This is a genomic window from Catonella morbi ATCC 51271 (genome assembly GCF_000160035.2).
In the GTDB taxonomy this organism is placed as follows: Bacteria; Bacillota; Clostridia; order Lachnospirales; family Lachnospiraceae; genus Catonella; species Catonella morbi.
This window is the reverse complement of the sequence record NZ_KI535368.1, coordinates 360,223-380,477: the sequence shown is the minus strand read 5'-3', so window position 1 is coordinate 380,477 and position 20,255 is coordinate 360,223. Positions and strand designations below refer to the sequence as shown.

Sequence of the window (20,255 nt, the reverse complement as noted above, 5' to 3'; positions counted from 1 at the left end):
TTCACATTATATCATAAATTTAACATATTTTCGATATCTGAATTATTTTAATTAAATATCTTACTGAACCTGCTGAGCTACACCGGAGTCAAAGCTTGAAACTCCCTCAGATATAACAGGCTCTACTATCAGCTTAACACCCTGAACCTCTACAACCTTTACTATAGTATCTACATCTATAGTTCCTCCTATTGTAGTTCTTGCCGACCAGTCCATTCCGTTTAAGACTACCCTGCCTGTCTGGTTAAGATTGTCAATTTTCTCGGTAACCTTGGCTTCTTTTCCAACCAAGTCATCCACATTGGTTTTAGTCCTCCTGGAATTTACATACTTAACCGCAAGCGGCCTGTATACTACAAGTACTACAAGCGAAACTACTAAAAACAGTATAATCTGTATCCAAAACGAAACCCCGAACAAGCTTGCAAAAAAAGCTGTCAGAGCACCTATTGCAAACCATATAGTCGTAAGTCCCATAGTTAAGAATTCCATTACAACAAGTATGATAAATGCCATAAGCCAAAACTGAAAATCCATACTCCACCTCCTTAATATAATTCAAGCATTTAAAATATTCTGTTTCTTTTTATTATAAACCCTTTGCTTCTATTTTTGTTTACTTTTTTCAAAACAATTCCTTAAGGAAGAATAACAAATCCCTCTGAGAATTTTTTTACTTTCCTTAGAATACAGCAAAGAATGATGTTACTATACCCAAGGTACAAGCAATATCATTCTTACTGGAATTTTATTTTATTACTATATAAAATGGTGCGGGTGTCAAAAGTATTTGACACCCAATGATACAGGGTTGCTTCGGCTTTACCTCCCACAATCCTTGCAAAAATACTGTATTAAAAGCCTTGAATTCTACAGGCAGGCCTTATAAATTGAAACTATATCCTCATCGGTTAAAGGAACATAGGCCTTTGTCAGCCTTCCTAATTGATTTGCATGTTCCGCCATTTTACCAAAATTCTCATCATTTATATTAAGCTCTGTAAGAGTGTAAGGAATGCCCGCCTTTTTGAAAAAGTTTTCAAGTGCATCTATACCTTTTTGCGCAAGTTCTTCGTCACTTCCTTCTGAAAGTCCCCATACATTCTTTGCAAATTTAACAAATCTGGCTGTTACAGAAGGATCTTTTTTAAGTATATGTCTCATCCATCTCGGTGTGAGGATAGCAAGTCCCACTCCATGCGTAATATCATAATAAGCCGAGAGCTCATGCTCTAAACCATGACAAGGCCATCCTGTGCCGAGTTTTCCGTATTCCGGTATACCTGAACAGGCCACCGAGGATGCCATCATAAGATTTGCTCTGGCTGCATAATCGTCAGGTTTCTCAAGTGCGACCGGAAGATTCTTTATTACTGTTTTAAGTACAGTCTCTGCCAGTCCGTCTGACATATCGCAGTCATCCGTTCTTGAAAAATAGCCTTCCATAATATGGCTCATAATATCAGCCGACCCCGCAGCCGTCTGATACTTGGATACCGTAAAAGTATAAGTAGGATCACAGATTGACACCGAAGGATAGGTATACATAGCACCTAACTTTTCATTGGTAGCCATATTGCTTATAACCCCTCCTCCATCAAACTCAGATCCGGTAGCACTGAGGGTAAGAATGTCAACAAGCGGCAATGACTTTTTAAGCTCCCAGCCTGATTTTACCATTTCCCAAAGATCATCACCCTCATAATATACACCTGAGGCAATAGCCTTTGAGCAGTCAAGTGTACTTCCGCCTCCGACCGAAAGGATAACGTCTATATTATTTTCCTTACAAAGCTTAACACCTTTAATTACAGATTCTATGCGTGGATTCGGTTCAATTCCATCACATTCAACAACAAAGAACTCCCCTTCTTTAAGAATTTTAATTACTTCATCATAGAGGCCGATTTTCTTTACAGAGCCTCCGCCATAGGTAAGCAAAACCCTCTTTCCGAAGCGGTTAAGAGATTCTGCAAGCTTAGAAATCTGACCTTTACCAAAATATACCTGAGTAGGGATTGAGTGTACATAGTTTTCCATTCTTTTCTCCTTTATTGTGGGTTGACAGCTTCTATAAACCATTATCCATTATTATATTTTTAGTGTCAAGCATTCTTTATTTTTCAAAACAAAAAGTATAAATATATCCCAATTATTAAGCTATAGGATACGGGCCTCTTATTCCGTATAGCAGAGTAGGATAACCTGAAATATATAATAATCAAAAAAATATTATATTTATATCGACAATAGTCATTTTAAAGACTATAATAGAGATAGGGAGTAAAATCATAGAAGGAAGCTTTACAGTTTCCCGTACAATATAATGATACAAGTGTCAAAAGTATAAAAATTCGATGCAAGCTTGCTTGCAAGAGAATTTATTATCTTTTGACATGCAAAAATATGAGTAAGTAGCCATTTTTTGCAAAAAAATGAGCGGATTACGAATATTTTTGCAAGGACCCGCAGAGGTGAAGCCGAAGCAATCCTGTATCATTCACGTTAACAGCTTGGTGCAGAGGAGGTGCGACATGAAGACACAGTCCTACAAGAATATGCTTTCTCTTGCTGATGTATGCAGGGAATTATCTATTTCGGAAGCCACTGCCAAAAATTGGATTAAGCTTGGCAAATTAATACCGGCCGAACTTGGCACTACATATTTCTCTATAGAGTATATGCAAAAGCTTAAATCAGATATTTCAAACGGTAAAAATTCTGCCCTGAAAAGCAGGCGTAATAAAAATTTTGTTTCAGGAAGAGGCTTATATTATTCTTATATTCCAAATGATTCAAAAAATCTCGCCCCTGTTCAGGAGATTTTAAGATATATTGAGGAAAATGATATAGAGGTAACTATTGATATTTTATTGTCAATCATAGCAGACTGCGCTTTAAAGCTAATCCTTTCACAATCCGGCTTAAAATTTTATAAACCTGTACTCAAGTCATATCTAAGCGGAGAATACTCACCGAAACCTTACACCTTTCTTATAGATGATTTGCTTAAAGACGCAGACGATGCAGACGATATAACAGATGAATATCCTGAACTCTTCAATGTCAACTATGTATACGAAAAAGACGTTGATGTAATAGGGCTTTTATATATTTCCTTAAAAAATACCGGAGAGAGAAAGAGCCAGGGCTGCTACTATACCCCTTCCAAGGTTGCTAAAAAAATTTGTGATAATCTCATCATTTTCGGCAAAACAGAGAATAAAAAAATTTTAGATCCCTGCTGCGGAACCGGAAATTTCATTTTACAAATACCGGATTGTTTTGACTATAAAAATGTATATGGAAATGATATAGACAGTCTGAGTGTTAAGTTAGCAAGAATAAATTATGCTCTTCGCTACAAAGTAGGCGATAAAGAATTGATTTACAATCATATTACGGAACTTGACTATTTATACTTTCCTAAAAACAGGAAGTTTGACTATATCCTGGGTAATCCGCCCTGGGGCTATAAATATTCACACGAAGAAAAAATCAAACTCCATTGCAGATTTAACTGTGCAACCTCACTTTCAATTGAATCCTATGATGTATTTATTGAACAGGCTTTAAACAATTTGAAAATAAACGGAACCCTTTCATTCATCCTTCCGCATGCAGTCTTAAACGTTAAGTCACATACACCTATAAGAAAATTAATTTTAGAAAAATGCTCCTTTGATTATATTGAATTTTTGAGCAAAACCTTCGACAATGTATGTTGTCCAAGCATAATTTTACAAATGAAATATACCGGACTTCCATTTTCTGCCTTGGGAATGAAGGTTAAAGAGGAACACAGAGAATATACCATAGATATTGAAAGAAAATTAAATCCTGACTGTTGTTCATTTAATACTACCGACGACGAATATAGGGTAATAGAAAAAATAGAGGCTACCCCCGGACATACCACTTTAGCCGGTCAGTCTACCTTTGCACTCGGAATAATTACCGGAGACAATAAAAGATTTTTGTCGAATATTAAATCAGATAAAAATGAACAAATTCTCAGCGGTAACAATATATTTAAGTATAAGTTCAAAAACTCTTCAAAATATATTGAATTTAGGCCCGAACTTTATCAACAGGTTGCTCCGACTGAATATTACAGAGCAAAAGAAAAGCTGATATACAGATTTATCAGCAACCGGATAGTTATGGCTTACGATAACAAGAGTACACTTACCCTTAACAGCTGTAATGTGCTTATTCCACAGATTCCGGGACTGTATACAAAATATGTAATGGGAATACTAAACTCCAGAATAGTGCAATTTTACTTTAGGAAGATGTTTGATTCCGTCAAAGTATTGAGGGCACATATAGAGAAAATTCCAATCCCGGTTGTGGGGATAGACGAACAAAATAAGATTATTGAAGTTGTGGATAAGATATTAAGGCTTGGTGTTAAAGTAGATACTTTCAGGACAATTAAGCTTTATAATGAGTTGGATATAAGAGTTGCAAGACTGTATGATATAAATGAAAAAGAATATGATGTTATCGTAAAGAGTATGGATAAGGAAAATTTGTTTTTGCCATAACAAACACCAGGTTTCTCTTCAAGAACTTTATGAAAGGGCTCATATTCGCTATATGGTGAAGCACCGGCTAAGGTTTCTTTCATATATTTATATCCTTCACAAAACGCTATAAAATTTAGGATGAATTTCCTATTATATAAATTGAGCGGCAGGGGACTTTAACAATCTCCTGCCGCCTGAATCTTGTTTAAAGGATTGACACCAGCCGGTTCCTTTGACTATTCTTACTTACGAATGTGAAATTTCTCACGGTACTGTAGCATTTTTGTCCACAACCTCTCTCCATGTCTTTGACTCTTCCGTTTCAATTATTGATGAAAAAATATCTTTGTAAGGATTCTCCTCTCCGTCATTTTTACGACCAACCGCGTCCCAATAACGGTCGTACAAATCTTCCACAGCTTCTTCATCAATTATCAGCTTCATAGCCTCTTTTTTCTCAAGCCAATTCCATAAGACTGTATAATTAAACCTTTTCACTTCAGGAAAAAAAGCAGCTATCATATATGATTCTTCTCCGGCAGTTTCATATATATCGGATTTAACAATATAGGAAAAAACAACGGGCACAAACTCAATATTCACAGTATATTCCCCTGCGTCATTATCTATACTTACAGTGCCGTAATGATTTTCAAAATCGAATCCGAATCTGGACTTTACGAATTCCTCGATTCTGGTCGTTACTGATTCGGTTGCTGTAACTTCGCCTTCTTCCTTTTCTTTCACTTTTCCTTTCTCATTACCGTTGTCGGCTGCTGTATCGGAAACGGCAACAGTATTACCACCCTTACCTCTATCAGAATCTTTGTATATTACTGTATAAATAAGCAAACAAATCAGCATTACCGATAAAACAATATTGAGAATAAGAGATATTTTATTCTTCACAAAAACTCCTTCCTGCTGACTTTGCCAACAGCTACAATTTATAATTATTACCAGCCATTAAATCTCCTTGCTTTATAAGTATCCAACTCTTTCTTTGACCTATAGAAAATTTTCACTTTTTCAGTTCCATCTGTTGTTGCTTCACACGTTTTATATAATTTTCTTTGTTTATCATATCCAATGTAAAAAAACACATGTTTCCCGCTAATAACAAAAATATCATAGGCAACTGCTTTATTTTTATTTATTGTTCTTGTGTAGTCAGATGACGCCAGATTGGTTGTCGACAGTTTATACGAAAAACCGGCTGTGGAGGATACAAAGCCTGAGCAATCCAGACCTGCCGTATCGGTCTGATAACCTGAAGCGGTAGCTTTAATATTACCTGCAAATTTACTTTCTTCATTGCTGTTAAGAAACTCACCCATGAAGTACCTTTAATTATTTTAAATCCATTAAATCCTCCCCAACAGTAAGGTATTCCGGTTTGATTTGATGGTTTTTTGGTATTTTGCCTTGTAGTACTTACGTCATTCGGTGCGTTTATAATTTTCTTTGCTTCTCTAAGATCCGTTTCATCTTCTTTTGCTTCTTGTCTCAAGGTTTTTTCCCTGATTTCATTGACCCTTGACTCAAAACCGTAAGGCTGCACAAACGTCTTTTTTATTACATCCACTTTATTATCATAGCAGACCATCTGATATAATTCCCCGTTTTTGTTTACGCAGGTTAATCCGTAAGGAATATAGCAATAATCATCCAAATCAATCCCTGCAATCCCTTCACATTTACCCTGTGAATACTTTCTTACCGTATTTTCACCGGCAAACATATAAGTACCTACGCTTTCATCCACATCCAAGTATACAGAACCATATTTATCGACTTCCAATATAGAGGCAGATACATCTCCGCCTTTGGTATCTATCAGAATATCATCAGTTCTGTCAGTCCCCGTTATGTTCGGATTATTGCTTTTCCTTATTGATATAGTCTTTCCATCAGTATAATCTATAGTACAATAATCATCTCTGCTTACCGGAAACTCACTTGTTTTAACTCTTTGCCTGTCGGAGAAAGAATCAACAAGAAAATACGTTGAACTTAAATCATCTCCTTCTTCTTCACCATCCAGACAGCATACCCAGACGCTGCCGTCCTCCCGTACATATAAATCAGTCATAAGAAAATTTGCCATATCTTCCGGCAGGTCTATATCCTTAACTAAATTACCTTTTTTATCTACAGCAAAGATTTTCGCTCCGTCATAATCCATCAAATATATAAGTTCATCAGAAATAGCTATGCTCTTGATGTAAGCTGCGTAAGGAGTTTCTATATCATATAAAAACTTACCGTCCCTGTACACATTTATCCTGTCATTTATATTGTCTGAAATATAAACAGTCTCATCTTCAGATACCGCGAATGTATCAGGTCCTTTCGCCCCTCCCACAAAGCTCTCGGGGTAACCAAGCTCTCCCTTACTCTTTCCGATTTCAGCGGACAACACTACTCTGTCTTTTTCTTTGAGGTCTAAGTCGGCTGTTTCAGCCAAGGCCGGAGAAGGAGCCGAAACACTGCATATCAAAGCTAACAAAAAAACAATACAACAATTTTTAATGCTTTTCGTCATCATAATTACGTGCTCCCTCCTTAATAATCGTGGTTATATTGCTTCAGTTTACATTGCCTGATAACTGTCTCCATTTTTATACCTTTGAGGATTACTGTTTTTCATGCTTTACTCCCCTCCCTTCTGTTATCTATGCATACAATTTCATGTTTTGGTGTCAAAAGTATGCCATTATTATTAATTATTAACGAATAAATCTTTAGTTTTGTCTTACAGTTATCAATTTATCTGTTTTGCATATGAAGCAACTTCAATTTTTGTGCATTCGCAGTCCTACAACAATACGCACGCTCTGCTCATTTTTCTTACGAAAAATGGCGGCTTAGTTTACTGATATTCTTGTATCATTTAATGATACCGGACTGCTCCGTGCTTCGCACTCTCGCAGTCCTACAACAATACGCACGCTCTGCTCATTTTTCTTCGAAAAATGGCGGCGCGTGCGTATTGTTGGCGAATAGAGAAGAAAGAAGTGCCCGCTTACGAGCGAGCTCGCAGCGGGCACTTCTTCTTCTCTATTCTTGTATCATTACATCATTCCCATGCCTGGGGCACCCATTCCTGCAGGTGCGGCAGGAACTGCTTCTTTGATATCTGCAACAAGGCTTTCTGTGGTAAGAAGTGTAGAAGCTACGCTGGTAGCATTCTGAAGTGCACTTCTGGTTACCTTAACAGGGTCAAGTATACCTGACTTTGCAAGGTCAACATACTCTTCTTTGAGAGCATCAAAGCCAAAACCTACCTTACCTTCTTTAACTTTGCTTATAATTACTGCACCTTCAAGGCCTGCATTTGCCGCTATCTTAAAGAGCGGAGCTTCAAGAGCCTTAAGCACTACCCTTGCTCCTGTCTTCTCATCACCTTCAAGTGTGTCCGCAAGCTTCTCTACATCCTTAGAAGCGTGGATATAAGCTGAACCGCCACCTGCAATTATTCCCTCTTCGATAGCTGCTTTGGTAGCTGCAAGAGCATCTTCCATACGAAGCTTATTTTCTTTCATTTCTGCCTCAGTAGCAGCACCTACGCGGATAACCGCAACACCGCCCGCAAGCTTGGCAAGTCTTTCCTGAAGCTTCTCTCTGTCAAAATCAGAGGTTGTTTCTTCAATCTGGCTTCTAATCTGAGCAATTCTTGACTTAATAGCCTCTGAATCACCCTCACCGTCTACTATAATTGTATTTTCTTTCTGAACCTTTACGCTCTTTGCACGTCCAAGCTGCTCAAGAGTAGCATCCTTAAGCTCAAGACCTACCTCACTTGAGATAACCTGTCCGCCTGTAAGAATAGCTATATCCTGAAGCATTTCTTTTCTTCTGTCGCCATAACCCGGAGCCTTAACAGCTACTACATTAAATGTTCCACGAAGTTTATTGATTACAAGTGTTGTAAGAGCCTCACCCTCAACATCCTCGGCGATGATGAGAAGTCTTGCTCCCTGCTGTACAATCTGCTCAAGAAGCGGAAGTACATCCTGAATATTACTAAGTTTCTTATCAGTAATAAGGATGTATGGATTGTCAAGAACTGCTTCCATCTTATCCATATCTGTGCACATATAAGCAGATACATAACCTCTGTCAAACTGCATACCTTCTACAAGGTCAAGCTCAGTCTTCATGGTCTTGCTTTCTTCAACAGTGATAACACCGTCTTTGCTAACTTTTTCCATAGCGTCCGCTACAAGAGTTCCTACTTCGTCATCACCCGCAGAAATAGCCGCAATTCTCTGTACATGAGACTTGCCTTCTACAGGGCTGCTCATCTTGGAAATAGCCTCTACCGCACACTCAGTAGCCTTCTTCATGCCTTTTCTGAGGATGATAGGGTTTGCTCCTGCTGCAAGGTTCTTCATGCCTTCATTTATCATAGCCTGTGCAAGTACGGTAGCTGTAGTAGTACCATCACCTGCTACATCATTTGTCTTGGTAGCTGCTTCTTTAACAAGCTGTGCTCCCATATTCTCAAACTCATCAGGAAGTTCGATTTCTTTTGCAATAGTAACACCGTCATTGGTAAGAAGAGGAGCGCCATAACTCTTGTCAAGCACTACGTTTCTTCCCTTAGGTCCCAAAGTTACACTAACTGTATCTGCAAGCTGATTTACACCGGCTTCAAGAGCCTTTCTAGCTTCTGTACCAAATTTAATCTGTTTTGCCATTTTCTTTCTCCTTAAATTTATCTAAAGTTTTCTGTTTTTTATTCAACAACCGCAAGTATATCGGACTGTTTAACTATAATATATTCCTCATTTTCAAGCTTAACATTGGTTCCTGCGTACTTAGAATAAATAACCTTCTGTCCTTCTTTAACCTGCATGGTTATTTCTTTTCCATCTACTACTCCACCCGGACCTACAGCTATAACTTCTGCCTGCTGTGGCTTCTCCTGTGCCTGATCCGGTAAAATAATACCTGATTTTGTGGTTTCCTCTGCTGCTATCTGCTTTAATACTACTCTGTCTCCTAACGGTACTAACTTCATTTTAGTTCCTCCTTTGTATATTAAATCATTTTTTCTTACTTTATTAGCACTCTTTCTTTATGAGTGCTAAACCATAATCATATAATAACCTCTTTAACCCAAATTTGCAAGTATTTTTTTAAATTATCACAAATTAATCACAATTAAAAATAGACACAAACCATGTGACACCGAAAGCATACCCCAGTGTCTCTAAAACAGGTTTGTGACTATTATTAAAAGTTTTATTTTCTTATCAGATTAAGATGTCACAAGTATTTGACACACTAATCTTTATAAATATGTGACCGCTTCCTCTACCGTTCTCCTTATAGTGTGCTTCTCAGCAGGCTTCGCCTCTTTTGCAGGATAACCCACCGGGAAAATAGCAATAAGTTCATAATCCTTCATTTCAGGAAATTCTTCTTTAAGCAAAGGTTCATCAAAATGTCCTACCCAAGTCGTACCGAGTCCAAGCTCAGTTATTTCAAGCATCATATGTGTAGCCACTATGGAGGCATCTACTTCCGCAAAATTATGATTGTCAAACTTGCGTACCCAGGCTGCATCCTTCTTAGCCCCAACCACAAAGAAAACTTCAGCTCCAAACTTATATCTGTTCGCTTTAGCAAGTTTTTCTTTAGCTTCATCACTTTCTATAAGCCAGATTTTATAAGGCTGTGCATTGGTTGCCGTAGGTGCAAGTATGCCTGCTTCTATAATCTTATCCAGTTTTTCTTTTTCTACCTTTTGGTCACTTAACTGCCTGCAGGAATATCTTTCTTTTGCCAGTTCTAAAAAATTCATACAACCTCCTTTACAAAATCAATTTTGTAATATCATCTGTGTTATGCTTATTATGTTTTTTGATATAGTTGTTCCCTTCTTGATACTTTTCTTAGGTTTTCTAACAGTCTTTACCGCTTTATACTTAAGCATATACTTGTTGCCTATCGGAGAACGTCCCGATACACCGCTGATTTTCACCCAAATCTTCTGTCCTTTTTTAGCCTTAAATGTGAAATTTTTATCAGCCTTTGTAATTTTATTTACCTTAGCTTTGCTCTTGTTATTAACAAAAATTTCAACCTTATATTCACCAGCTACATTATCACCTGTATTTAAGCTTACCCTGTAACTGCTTGTTTTCCAAGCATTAAAAGTAAAATAGTCCACATCATTATCGTTTAAGATATTGGCTGACATTGTTCCCTTTAACTTGTTAGCTTTACTAAAGGTATTATTATCTTCTACTTCCCATTTGTTTGTTTTAGTTATATCAGCTTTTAGCTTATATTCTACTTCTTCAGGTGCGGACGAAAGTACATTTTCATTCGCCATAACCCTGATATAAATTTCCTGTTCTTTAGCAAACGGCAATTCAGGAAGCTTCACATCTTTTTTAATATTTTCTTCTCTGTATAAAAGGTTCTTGTTCCTATCATAGATTTCTATATTCCAACCATTTCCTATCTTGTCGGGAACAAAATCCACTATTTCAAAGAAAAGATTTACATAACCTGTTTCACTTATTTTAACTTTGTAATAATCCTCATCCGCTTTATTTATAAGATTACCCTTAACATAACCACCCAATGATATCTCATTTGCATCGGTATATTTGTTATTTGGCTCACTTTCATAATCAGTTGTTGCATAGGTATGAAAGTTCAGATTGTATTCTACGCCTTTGGGGATGAAAAGAGCAGTAGTGCCTGAACTTTCAACCGAAATATATATTGTTTTGTCTTTAGCAAACGAGAAATTTCCACTGGTAAACTGTGTTTTTATGCCTTCAACCTTATAAATTTCTTCTTTATTTTCGTCATATACCTTCAATGTCCAGCCATTTTTTACCTTATCTTTTTGAGCAAGATCAAAGTTCAAGGTTATATTCTGGTAGCCTGTTTCATCCACCACAGTCTTGTACATATTTACCCGGTCTTTTTCCTCAAGGCTTCTTATTATATTTACATTAGGAATTATATCTTCGGTAGTTGTATCTGCCTTAATTTCTCCAAATATTCCAAAGGAAGCTGTTAAGAATGCTGCGCCAAGTAATAGCCCCTTAAGTTGTTTTCTCATAAACACCTCCTATAAAGTGCCATACCGTAAATTATTTGTATTTTCTTTCATTCTACCTTTTTTGAGTAAATATAGCAACACTTTACAGAAATGTTAATAATTTTGACATAATTTATACTGATTTAGTTTTCTATTTGTTTTATAAAATCTACATTTTAAATAAGTCTGAATGACTTCCAACTCTATAGAGCATAAGCATTAAAACATCATCACAAATCTCATAGATTAACAACCAATCAGGTTCTACATGGCATTCGCGACTTCCTTCATATTTTCCTTTAAGAGTATGATCCTTATATTTTTTTTCTAACTTTTCACCATTTGCGATAATTTCAATTACTTCAAACAATTTATCAAGATCTTTATTTTGTTTCTTAGCCCGCTTTATATCTTTCTTAAAACTACCGGTAAATTCAATATCATATTTCATACTTCAAGCGCTTCCTTCAGAGCTTCAATACTGGAATATCTAGGTGTAGATGGGTCAGCCATCATTCTTTTCCCTTCTTTAATAGCTTCTTCTGTTGTTTCATTTGGAACATTTAGCTTTAATTCAAAAGGAATTCCCTGTTCACGAATTGTTGTCCTTAAAAACATATTTATAGCAGTTGTCATATTTAGACCTAATTCATTAAAAATCTGCTCTGCTTGTTCTTTAATAACTTTATCTGTTCGAATATTTAAATTTGTTGTTACCATATAAGCTTCCTCCTTTTTAAAGAAGTATATCGAAGAGTTCGGTTAATGTCAACATAATAGCATTACATAAGCTTACAGATTATAAGATAAAAATAGCAGGATAATCATCAACAAGCCCAATTATTATCCTGCATATATTTAATATCAATAATGCTTAAAAATCCTCTTTTGTCAAAAGTAAGGAGCCATCTTCTCCGCTTTGATTCACTATATATTTATGTGTCCTTCCTGAATCATCCACGTAAGATATACCTAAATTTGGAATAGTCCCAAACATATGGACATCTGCCAGCAATGGCTTTTTAGGGGTGAGAGTTTTTGTCTGATATAGTACATTTTGGTCATAAACAATATTACCCTCATCATCACTAGATTTAAATGTCAAACCTATCAGCTTAAAATTCTTTACAGTTTTACTTGGTACAAAGAAAACTCTTGCTTCCGGTTCACCCGACTCTAACTCATACTTTTTGTAATTTTTGAATTTTCCTTTCACATCCTCTTTATAATATACCGACATTCTTGTGTAAAGACTGAAAGGAGTCATTTCCATAGGCTTAACCCTGTCAAACACTTTTTTCCATACTTTTGTAAATTCAGTATCTCTGATGGTTTTTTCTTTTGAAGATTTTTCATCTGTTTTTCCGGTTTTATTATTAAAAAGTATTGTTCTATAATAACCGTAGACTTTTTTAGTCTTTATAAAATAAAAATTATCCCATTTACGCTTATTGCCTGATTCAGTCAAACCACATACACCAAAGGTCTGATATTGACCACTATTTCCAGAGTAGGCAAACTTACCGTCACCAATATTGGAATAGCTGTTGCCATCTTTACTCTGGAATATCAGCTTTGGCTCTCCTTTTACAATACTGTAAACTGCCCTGACATGTTTTCCTGTAGAATTCTCTCCGTCATATTTTTCAACCTTGCCGAATATCAGCTCAGGAATATCATCTCCTGTGATATCTTCAATAGTGTAACCAATATCTTTAAGATTAAGTTTTCCGCTAAACAATGCCATTTCAGCCAGGCATTTATATCTTTCAGCCTTTGAAGACTTACTGTTATAGGTTGCCACATAGTCATAATAATCATCTATAACTGTATCATAGCTGTCAGCATAGCTTTCTGACTCATCATCTGTATCTGCATAAACATTGGTGCACAAAAAAAATGCAAAAACAAGTATTAAAAAGTTAATATAAATTTTTTCATAATAATCCCCCCTCTAAAGAGCAATACGCCAAAACTCGGTTATTGTCAACATCTTGTCATTATAAGTTAAAAATCTTCTTTGCCAAGCTGTATCGAGCCGTCCTTTCCACTCTCATAAACAATATATTTTTGTATCTTGCCTGAACTGTCCACATATGATATGCCCAAATTAGGTATTCCTTCCGAAAGATATTCAATATCTGCCAGCAACGGTTTCTTAGGAGTAAGAGTTTTGGTGGAGTAGAGCATCTTTGTATCATAGGTAATCTTACTGTTTTTATCCATAGACACGAAAGTTAAGGCTAAAATCTTAAAGTTCTTAACTTTTTTGTTTGGGACAAAGAAAACCCTGTACGCAGGCTCGCCGGATTTAAGCTTGTATGTTTTGTAATCTTTGTATTTGGACTTTACATCATTTTCATAGTATACAGAAATTTTCTGTTTTGAAGATGATTTTTTGCTTTTATTAGCCGCATAAACACTCGTATTGGTGCATAAAACAAAAGCAAGTACTAATAGGGTAAAAATTGATAAATACTTTTTCATAACGGACTCCTTTCAGGTTATAAGGTTGATGGGTATCTTAAAATTATTTTATTATTTTTGTGATATTTTTGCTATAATACTATCGTTCATCAACTCATAAGAGTTCCATCCACCTTGTTTAGGTATATTAATGTCTGAATAAGTAAATAGTTCTCTAATTTTCTTCATAATTCCTTCCGCATTCATATCTGTAATTTTTTCAATTTTAGCATCTGTTACACTTACCATTTGGTGTGCTGCCTTATTCCTTATATTCTGTTCTACTGCACGTAATATATCAATTATTTCAAATGCTTTCCTCATATTATCATTTTTTTTAGGCAAATTTTTCATGATTGTATACAAATGAAATGAAGTCACTGAAGGTTTAAATGAATTCTTATATAAATCTATATTCCCATCCTTCAGTGTTTGTTCAATATCTTCACTAATTTTTGTACCATTCCATCTGAACTCACCTTTTTCTATTTCCGTATATGGATTTAAGTCAATTTCAAAACAGTTCTTTAATATGTTCGCAAAAAGTTCTACTAATAAAGGTGTAATTGCTCTAAGAAAATCCGCATATTCCTCTCTTTTTCTTTTTACATCTAATGCCAAAGTGTATTCCACAATTTTACGTTGTTCCGATTTTTTTACCGGCAAAAAATCACACTCATTATTTGCAGATTTAATATTATTAACGTCAATTTCATTTAATTGTAATCTTGCTTTTGCATATCTTAATAAATGAATATATGATTCTGTGCTTTCTTTGGGAAGTTCTTCTGCTATTGACAAGGCTGCTGCATAATCATATGCTAAAATGTGCTTTTTTATTATTTCTTCCATTTTTATTGTAGACAGGCTTGGAAAAATTACCTCCTTACATCTATTTTCAAAAGATTCTACGCCATTATATTCAATATAGATATTCCATAACTCCTCAATGTTTTCATCACTACTAGTATAATGTTCGTTACTCCTTTTTTCAGGCGTAGACACTTGTATAAGTTTACAGTTACTATATTCTAACATTGTTTGCAATACAGCCAAACCACTCTTCATTTGTGGCGTTCCTGACGAAATATTGATTAAAAGTTCATCATCTTCATTCAACGTTTTCACATACTTATCCAATATCTCTTTAAAATCTTTGTAAAAATAATCAAAGTCATTTACATCCTTTAAATCAGGTCTTTCAATAACTGCTATCTCGGTTGAGGTTGAGGCAAATTTATCTAACTGTCTTATACAATAACGATATCTATCGTCTTTTTCTTGATTTTCCAACATCTCATTTGATATATATAAAATAATTTTATCCGGCTTATAAACCCTAGCAATATGGAGCATAGAGCCATCTTTATAATTATTATTTGATATTGGATCAGTCGTTCCCACAGGTGAAAATAATATTCTCATATAATACCCCCAAATATATTTTGTATTTTATAATGCTTAACTTACTATTAAGTTACCATATTTTTAAGAAATATTCCATTATATAGCTCATATATTTACCTTTATTTTTTTAATTTCCATATTTTAGTTCCTATAGTATGAACCAATTTTTAATATATTGAACTAATTTTTCACCTAATATGAACCAAAAATATTTTTGAATTTCCCCTCTTACATAATAAGGAAATAATCTTATAATTATATCATCAAGCAAAAACCACTTCAACTAAGGAGGTTCATATGAAGAACAAAATTCTTTCTATTGTCGGTCTTGCTTTTGCGGAAGTCATCCGCACCATTGTCTTGGAGTACACTAATGAGGGTTAATCCCTCTTTGTGGCTCTGATGTTCTGCTATCATCTCAAAAGATTTCAACTAAAGCTATTCAGATAGTATGAACCAATTTTATTAGATTTTAATCAGATTTGCTTTAATTTGTGAACCAAATGCTATTTAACATTCCCCATTTACCCCTAAACAAATAAACTGTTATAATAATACCAACAAGTAAACATTGTCATTAAGGAGGTTTTCTATGAAGAACAAGATCCTTTCTATTATTGGTTATGCTTTTGTGGATGTCATCCGCACTCTTGTTGAGGAGTACACTAAAGAGGGTTAATCCCTCTTTGTGGCTCTAATGTACTATTATCATCTTAACAATAAATTGTTTAACACTTAGGAGGTTATTTTATGCAATCTAAAATTGTATCTATTCTTGCTGTTGCCGCTATTAAGCTTATTGCTGTTGCTATAGAAGAGGCTATAAAGGGAGCTTAACCTCCCTCTACTCTTCTTTGCTTGTCAATCAAATGGTAATTACATTATCAAAAAATGAGATTCTACTTTAGACTCTCTATAATACCATTATATTAGAAGTCAAACATCTATTTTTATAGGAGGTCATTATGAATAAAATAATTACATTTGCAGGTCGCGTGCTCGTTTCTGTTGCTGTTTCTGCCCTTATTAAGGCTATTAAGAAGAGTTAATCTCTTCAGCCTTACCCATTTGCTTTCCATTCATTATAAGCTGTTAACTTTCAATGCAAAGGAGATACTTATGAATACTAATATTGCATCTGTCCTTGGTCTTACCTCTATCGAGGTTATCCATGCTGTTTTGGGTGAGGATGTTGTGGATATTTAATCCACCTTCCTCTAATTCCTTTAGTTACAATATTAACCATCTTTTTAAGGAGATTTCTTATATCAAAAAATAATATTTTTACCCTTACTTCTTTTATCCTTTAATTCCTTTCTACCTATGATGTTTTTATACCGTAAATGATTTTCTTGCTTCCATTAACAAGGACAGCACTAAGTCTTAGATTTCAGGCTGTCCTTTAATTTTTTTAATATCTTTTAATTCTTCATATCACAATTACTTCTTCAGCAGAATAATCCTCAGTTCCATACACCCTTACTTCTTCATACTCCTGTAGCCTATATATCCTTATATTATCACTATCTCTATAAAATTTCTCTATCTTAGACAACAATTTATTATACTGTCTTTTATTCAATCGGGCTTCAAAAGCAGATTTCTGCACTCTAAGTCCAAAGCTTGACAATATTTTAACTAAGTTTCTACGATGTTTATCATCAGTAATATCATATATAATAAGAATTATATATTTAATCTCTTCTCTGCCTTCCATCACCTTTACCTTATCCTTATTGGCTTATACTCTGCTAAATTACCACTTTCTATACAAGATGCCAAAGATTTTACCTGCCACCAGATTGCTTTTCTGAAGCTGATAGGCTCATTTAGATATTCTAAATAATTATTTTGTGAACGAAGCTTATTTTCTATTTTTCTCACTATCTGTTTTACAGCCAAATCGGATATAAAAACTGCCTCTGAATACTCATCTTTAGTAAACTCTTCTATCAGTATCTCATTTCCCTGTATCAGACTCATCATTGTAGCATCTACCAGCACAGCTCTCCACTCTTCAATAAGGTCACTGACTAACGCAGGATGCCTGTCTTTTAGTTTATGTATAAAGCCTATATATGGGCTTAAATTTCTATTTTCAATCTCTGAAAATATTTCATTATAAATAAGTGAATAGCCTAAGCTTAACATTGAGTTAAAAGCATCTTTGGGTGGTCTTTTATTTCTGCCTGAAAATTTAAATTCGGGCTTTATAAGCTTTGATAAGGCTTCAAAATATGTTCTGGCTGCAATCCCCTCATATCCCATTATTTTATTTATATCTTTCCCTTTTTCTATATGTTCTTCATATATTTTAAGGTCTTTAATGTGACTACTAATATCAGCTTCGGAGCTTTTTGCATATCTTCTTAGAATTACATCTTGATTATTTATCTTGGCTTTTAATATAATCTTAGCAAATTTAAGGCATTCATCAATATTATCAGAAAGATAAGCCTGAGCTTTTAATCTATCCGGATTGGTTGCTGTATTGGACATTAATTTTCCAAAGTACCTGCCTTTTGTAGATAAAAATGATACATTTATATTTTTTTCAAGGCAAGCTTTTATAGCTTGAGTTGTAAGTACTGAATTACCAAATATGCTTATGCTTTCCAATATTTCATCAGGTACAACCCTGTTTTCACCATCTTTTACTTCTAAGATGAACTGTCCTCCAATATGTTTTATTTTACTTCCTTGTTCTACAACATATAAGCATGACATAGCTGTTTCCTCTCTCATATAGTGATTATTGTTTGCTTTGTCCCCTATCGGGGTTTTCTTCTTATTTCTTAACAAATGTTTTAAAAAGTGGCTTAAAATCAAGGGTTTTCATCTCCTATCGGGGTTTTCTTCTTATTTCTAGTATTAATTTATCAATTGTGAAGAAGATTGTAAAAGTTTTCATCCCCTATCGGAGTTTTCTTCTTATTTCTTGTTTCAGAAAAGGTTATAAATAAACAAAATCGGAGTTTCCATCCCCTATCGGGGTTTTCTTCTTATTTCTAGGAAGAAACTGAAGAATAATTATTAACCGTAAGTTTTCATCCCCTATCGGGGTTTTCTTCTTATTTCTCATACAGGTCTTAGACTACTGGAAGCAGACTGACGCGTTTTCATCCCCTATCGGAGTTTTCTTCTTATTTCTGTAAACCAGATAGGAACAGGCTTCGATTCTTTTGTGTTTCCATCCCCTATCGGGGTTTTCTTCTTGTTTCTTCAAAAAATTACTTTATCAACTCAGGAAGGCTTGTGTTTCCATCCCCTATTGGGGTTTTCTTCTTATTTCTGTGACAGAAATGCTGCTAATGATGTTTAGGTCAGGTTTCCATCCCCTATCGGGGTTTTCTTCTTATTTCTTATACCTATCAATCCTAAGAAGTTACCTTATATAAAGTTTTCGTCCCCTATCGGGGTTTTATTCTTATTTCTACATTAAGCCACTGACATCTGTAGGGCTTGATCAGTTTTCGTCCCCTATCGGGATTTTATTCTTATTTCTGATATGGTTTGATATGGATGGCACAATAGTTGATTTGTTTTCGTCCCCTATCGGGGTTTTATTCTTATTTCTAAAGGAAGCTGTCTTAAAAGAATAAGTTAGTGTTGAGTTTTCGTCCCCTATCGGGGTTTTATTCTTATTTCTCTTATAAAAACTGACATAAAGGCAGAGGCGATAGGGTTTTCATCCCCTATCGGGGTTTTCTTCTTATTTCTTTTATATTCTCTACGGTTACGACGGATTTTCTGGAGTTTTCATCCCCTATCGGGGTTTTCTTCTTATTTCTATATAACGTATATGCCTGGTACTGATGCAATAGAGTTTTCATCCCCTATCGGGGTTTTCTTCTTATTTCTAGAAAAATGACAAGTGAAGTTGAAAAATTATCTGAGTTTTCATCCCCTATCGGGGTTTTCTTCTTATTTCTGTTATAACAGTTAGCCTATCACGATTTTTTTGTAAAGTGTTTTCATCCCCTATCGGGGTTTTCTTCTTATTTCTATATGAAACCTGCCCAGTCTTCATATCCTTATACATGTTTTCATCCCCTATCGGGGTTTTCTTCTTATTTCTATACTTAGATTTATCTAAAATGGTCGGTGTTGTAGTTTTCATCCCCTATCGGGGTTTTCTTCTTATTTCTTCAAATAATTGAGGCGGAAAGAGGTATTTATGAAGTTTTCATCCCCTATCGGGGTTTTCTTCTTATTTCTATAATGCATTTATAATTGGAGAATCTAGTCCAGATAATGTTTTCATCCCCTATCGGGGTTTTCTTCTTATTTCTCCTCCTTTCTTACATTATCTGAAAATCCGAATTGGTTTTCATCCCCTATCGGGGTTTTCTTCTTATTTCTCCAGAAGTAACCGCATTGAAAAAGAAATTATTAAAGTTTTCATCCCCTATCGGGGTTTTCTTCTTATTTCTCTAGAAGAGAGATTAACAACAAAGGCAACAGACGTGTTTTCATCCCCTATCGGGGTTTTCTACTTATTTCTTTTTTTATTTATATTTTTATATGTTAGATATTTGAACGTTTTCATCCCCTATCGGGGTTTTCTTCTTATTTCTAGATATTATGGTAAATTTCAATGTCATTAATAATGTTTTCATCCCCTATCGGGGTTTTCTTCTTATTTCTTTATTGAAGCTATTGAAACTGTAAATAGTACTGAGTTTTCATCCCCTATCGGGGTTTTCTTCTTATTTCTGTGCCGATAAGGGTGGAGAAACAACTATGTTCGAGTTTTCATCCCCTATCGGGGTTTTCTTCTT

At 35.0% G+C, this 20,255-nt stretch carries 16 protein-coding genes and 1 CRISPR repeat array (1 of these 17 running past the window's edge); of the genes, 1 reads left to right on the top strand and 15 read right to left on the bottom strand.

Going from position 1 to position 20,255, the window contains the following annotated elements:
• Positions 1–60: 60 nt before the first annotated feature.
• Together GCWU000282_RS08745 and GCWU000282_RS08740 are read right to left on the bottom strand one after the other, a co-directional pair.
• Positions 61–537, bottom strand: coding sequence for an NfeD family protein (locus tag GCWU000282_RS08745; protein ID WP_023354732.1), 477 nt, complete (start codon positions 535–537; stop codon positions 61–63).
• A gap of 333 nt (positions 538–870) precedes the next feature.
• Complete coding sequence (locus tag GCWU000282_RS08740; protein WP_035040126.1) at positions 871–2,040, bottom strand: iron-containing alcohol dehydrogenase; 1,170 nt, start codon at positions 2,038–2,040, stop codon at positions 871–873.
• 494 nt (positions 2,041–2,534) lie between these two features.
• On the opposite strand from GCWU000282_RS08740, the gene GCWU000282_RS08735 reads away from it, so the two are divergent.
• Complete coding sequence (locus GCWU000282_RS08735; RefSeq protein ID WP_023354730.1) at positions 2,535–4,550, top strand: TaqI-like C-terminal specificity domain-containing protein; 2,016 nt, start codon at positions 2,535–2,537, stop codon at positions 4,548–4,550.
• 246 nt (positions 4,551–4,796) lie between these two features.
• On the opposite strand, the gene GCWU000282_RS08730 is transcribed toward GCWU000282_RS08735, so the two are convergent.
• The 13 genes from GCWU000282_RS08730 to cas1 all read right to left on the bottom strand — a co-directional run bounded on the left by GCWU000282_RS08730 (position 4,797) and on the right by cas1 (position 18,201).
• A complete protein-coding gene (locus tag GCWU000282_RS08730; protein ID WP_023354729.1) occupies positions 4,797–5,441 on the bottom strand; it encodes a hypothetical protein in 645 nt (214 codons plus the stop codon).
• A gap of 244 nt (positions 5,442–5,685) precedes the next feature.
• Positions 5,686–7,080: an NHL repeat-containing protein gene (locus GCWU000282_RS08725; protein ID WP_023354728.1), complete on the bottom strand. Its 1,395-nt coding sequence runs from the start codon at positions 7,078–7,080 to the stop codon at positions 5,686–5,688.
• 526 nt (positions 7,081–7,606) lie between these two features.
• Positions 7,607–9,235 (bottom strand): chaperonin GroEL, encoded by a 1,629-nt coding sequence (gene groL, locus GCWU000282_RS08720; RefSeq protein WP_023354727.1) that lies wholly within the window; start codon positions 9,233–9,235, stop codon positions 7,607–7,609.
• A gap of 38 nt (positions 9,236–9,273) precedes the next feature.
• Positions 9,274–9,558, bottom strand: a complete 285-nt coding sequence (gene groES, locus GCWU000282_RS08715; RefSeq protein ID WP_023354726.1) for a co-chaperone GroES — start codon at positions 9,556–9,558, stop codon at positions 9,274–9,276.
• A 273-nt stretch (positions 9,559–9,831) separates the two neighbouring features.
• Positions 9,832–10,344 carry a nitroreductase family protein gene (locus GCWU000282_RS08710; protein ID WP_023354725.1) on the bottom strand — a complete coding sequence of 171 codons (513 nt, stop codon included), beginning with the start codon at positions 10,342–10,344 and terminating at the stop codon, positions 9,832–9,834.
• 18 nt (positions 10,345–10,362) lie between these two features.
• The gene (locus GCWU000282_RS08705; protein ID WP_023354724.1) at positions 10,363–11,622 is read right to left on the bottom strand and encodes a hypothetical protein; all 1,260 of its coding nucleotides are present in this window, start codon (positions 11,620–11,622) and stop codon (positions 10,363–10,365) included.
• A 148-nt stretch (positions 11,623–11,770) separates the two neighbouring features.
• A complete protein-coding gene (locus tag GCWU000282_RS08700) occupies positions 11,771–12,052 on the bottom strand; it encodes a type II toxin-antitoxin system YafQ family toxin (protein WP_023354723.1) in 282 nt (93 codons plus the stop codon).
• Complete coding sequence (locus GCWU000282_RS08695) at positions 12,049–12,321, bottom strand: type II toxin-antitoxin system RelB/DinJ family antitoxin (RefSeq protein WP_023354722.1); 273 nt, start codon at positions 12,319–12,321, stop codon at positions 12,049–12,051. Before GCWU000282_RS08695 ends, GCWU000282_RS08700 begins: the two co-directional genes overlap by 4 nt.
• A 154-nt stretch (positions 12,322–12,475) precedes the next feature.
• The gene (locus GCWU000282_RS08690) at positions 12,476–13,495 is read right to left on the bottom strand and encodes a hypothetical protein (protein WP_023354721.1); all 1,020 of its coding nucleotides are present in this window, start codon (positions 13,493–13,495) and stop codon (positions 12,476–12,478) included.
• A gap of 113 nt (positions 13,496–13,608) precedes the next feature.
• On the bottom strand, positions 13,609–14,088 hold the full coding sequence (locus tag GCWU000282_RS08685) for a hypothetical protein (RefSeq protein ID WP_023354720.1): 480 nt from the start codon (positions 14,086–14,088) through the stop codon (positions 13,609–13,611).
• A gap of 51 nt (positions 14,089–14,139) precedes the next feature.
• Positions 14,140–15,492 (bottom strand): type III-A CRISPR-associated CARF protein Csm6, encoded by a 1,353-nt coding sequence (gene csm6, locus GCWU000282_RS08680; RefSeq protein WP_023354719.1) that lies wholly within the window; start codon positions 15,490–15,492, stop codon positions 14,140–14,142.
• Positions 15,493–16,903: 1,411 nt separating this feature from the next.
• Positions 16,904–17,191, bottom strand: a complete 288-nt coding sequence (gene cas2 / locus GCWU000282_RS08675) for a CRISPR-associated endonuclease Cas2 (RefSeq protein WP_023354716.1) — start codon at positions 17,189–17,191, stop codon at positions 16,904–16,906.
• 5 nt (positions 17,192–17,196) lie between these two features.
• A complete protein-coding gene (gene cas1 / locus GCWU000282_RS08670; protein ID WP_035040119.1) occupies positions 17,197–18,201 on the bottom strand; it encodes a CRISPR-associated endonuclease Cas1 in 1,005 nt (334 codons plus the stop codon).
• Between the two features lie 33 nt (positions 18,202–18,234).
• A CRISPR array of direct repeats spans positions 18,235–20,255; the repeat unit is 36 nt; unit sequence GTTTTCATCCCCTATCGGGGTTTTCTTCTTATTTCT (it continues 1,072 nt past the right edge of the window).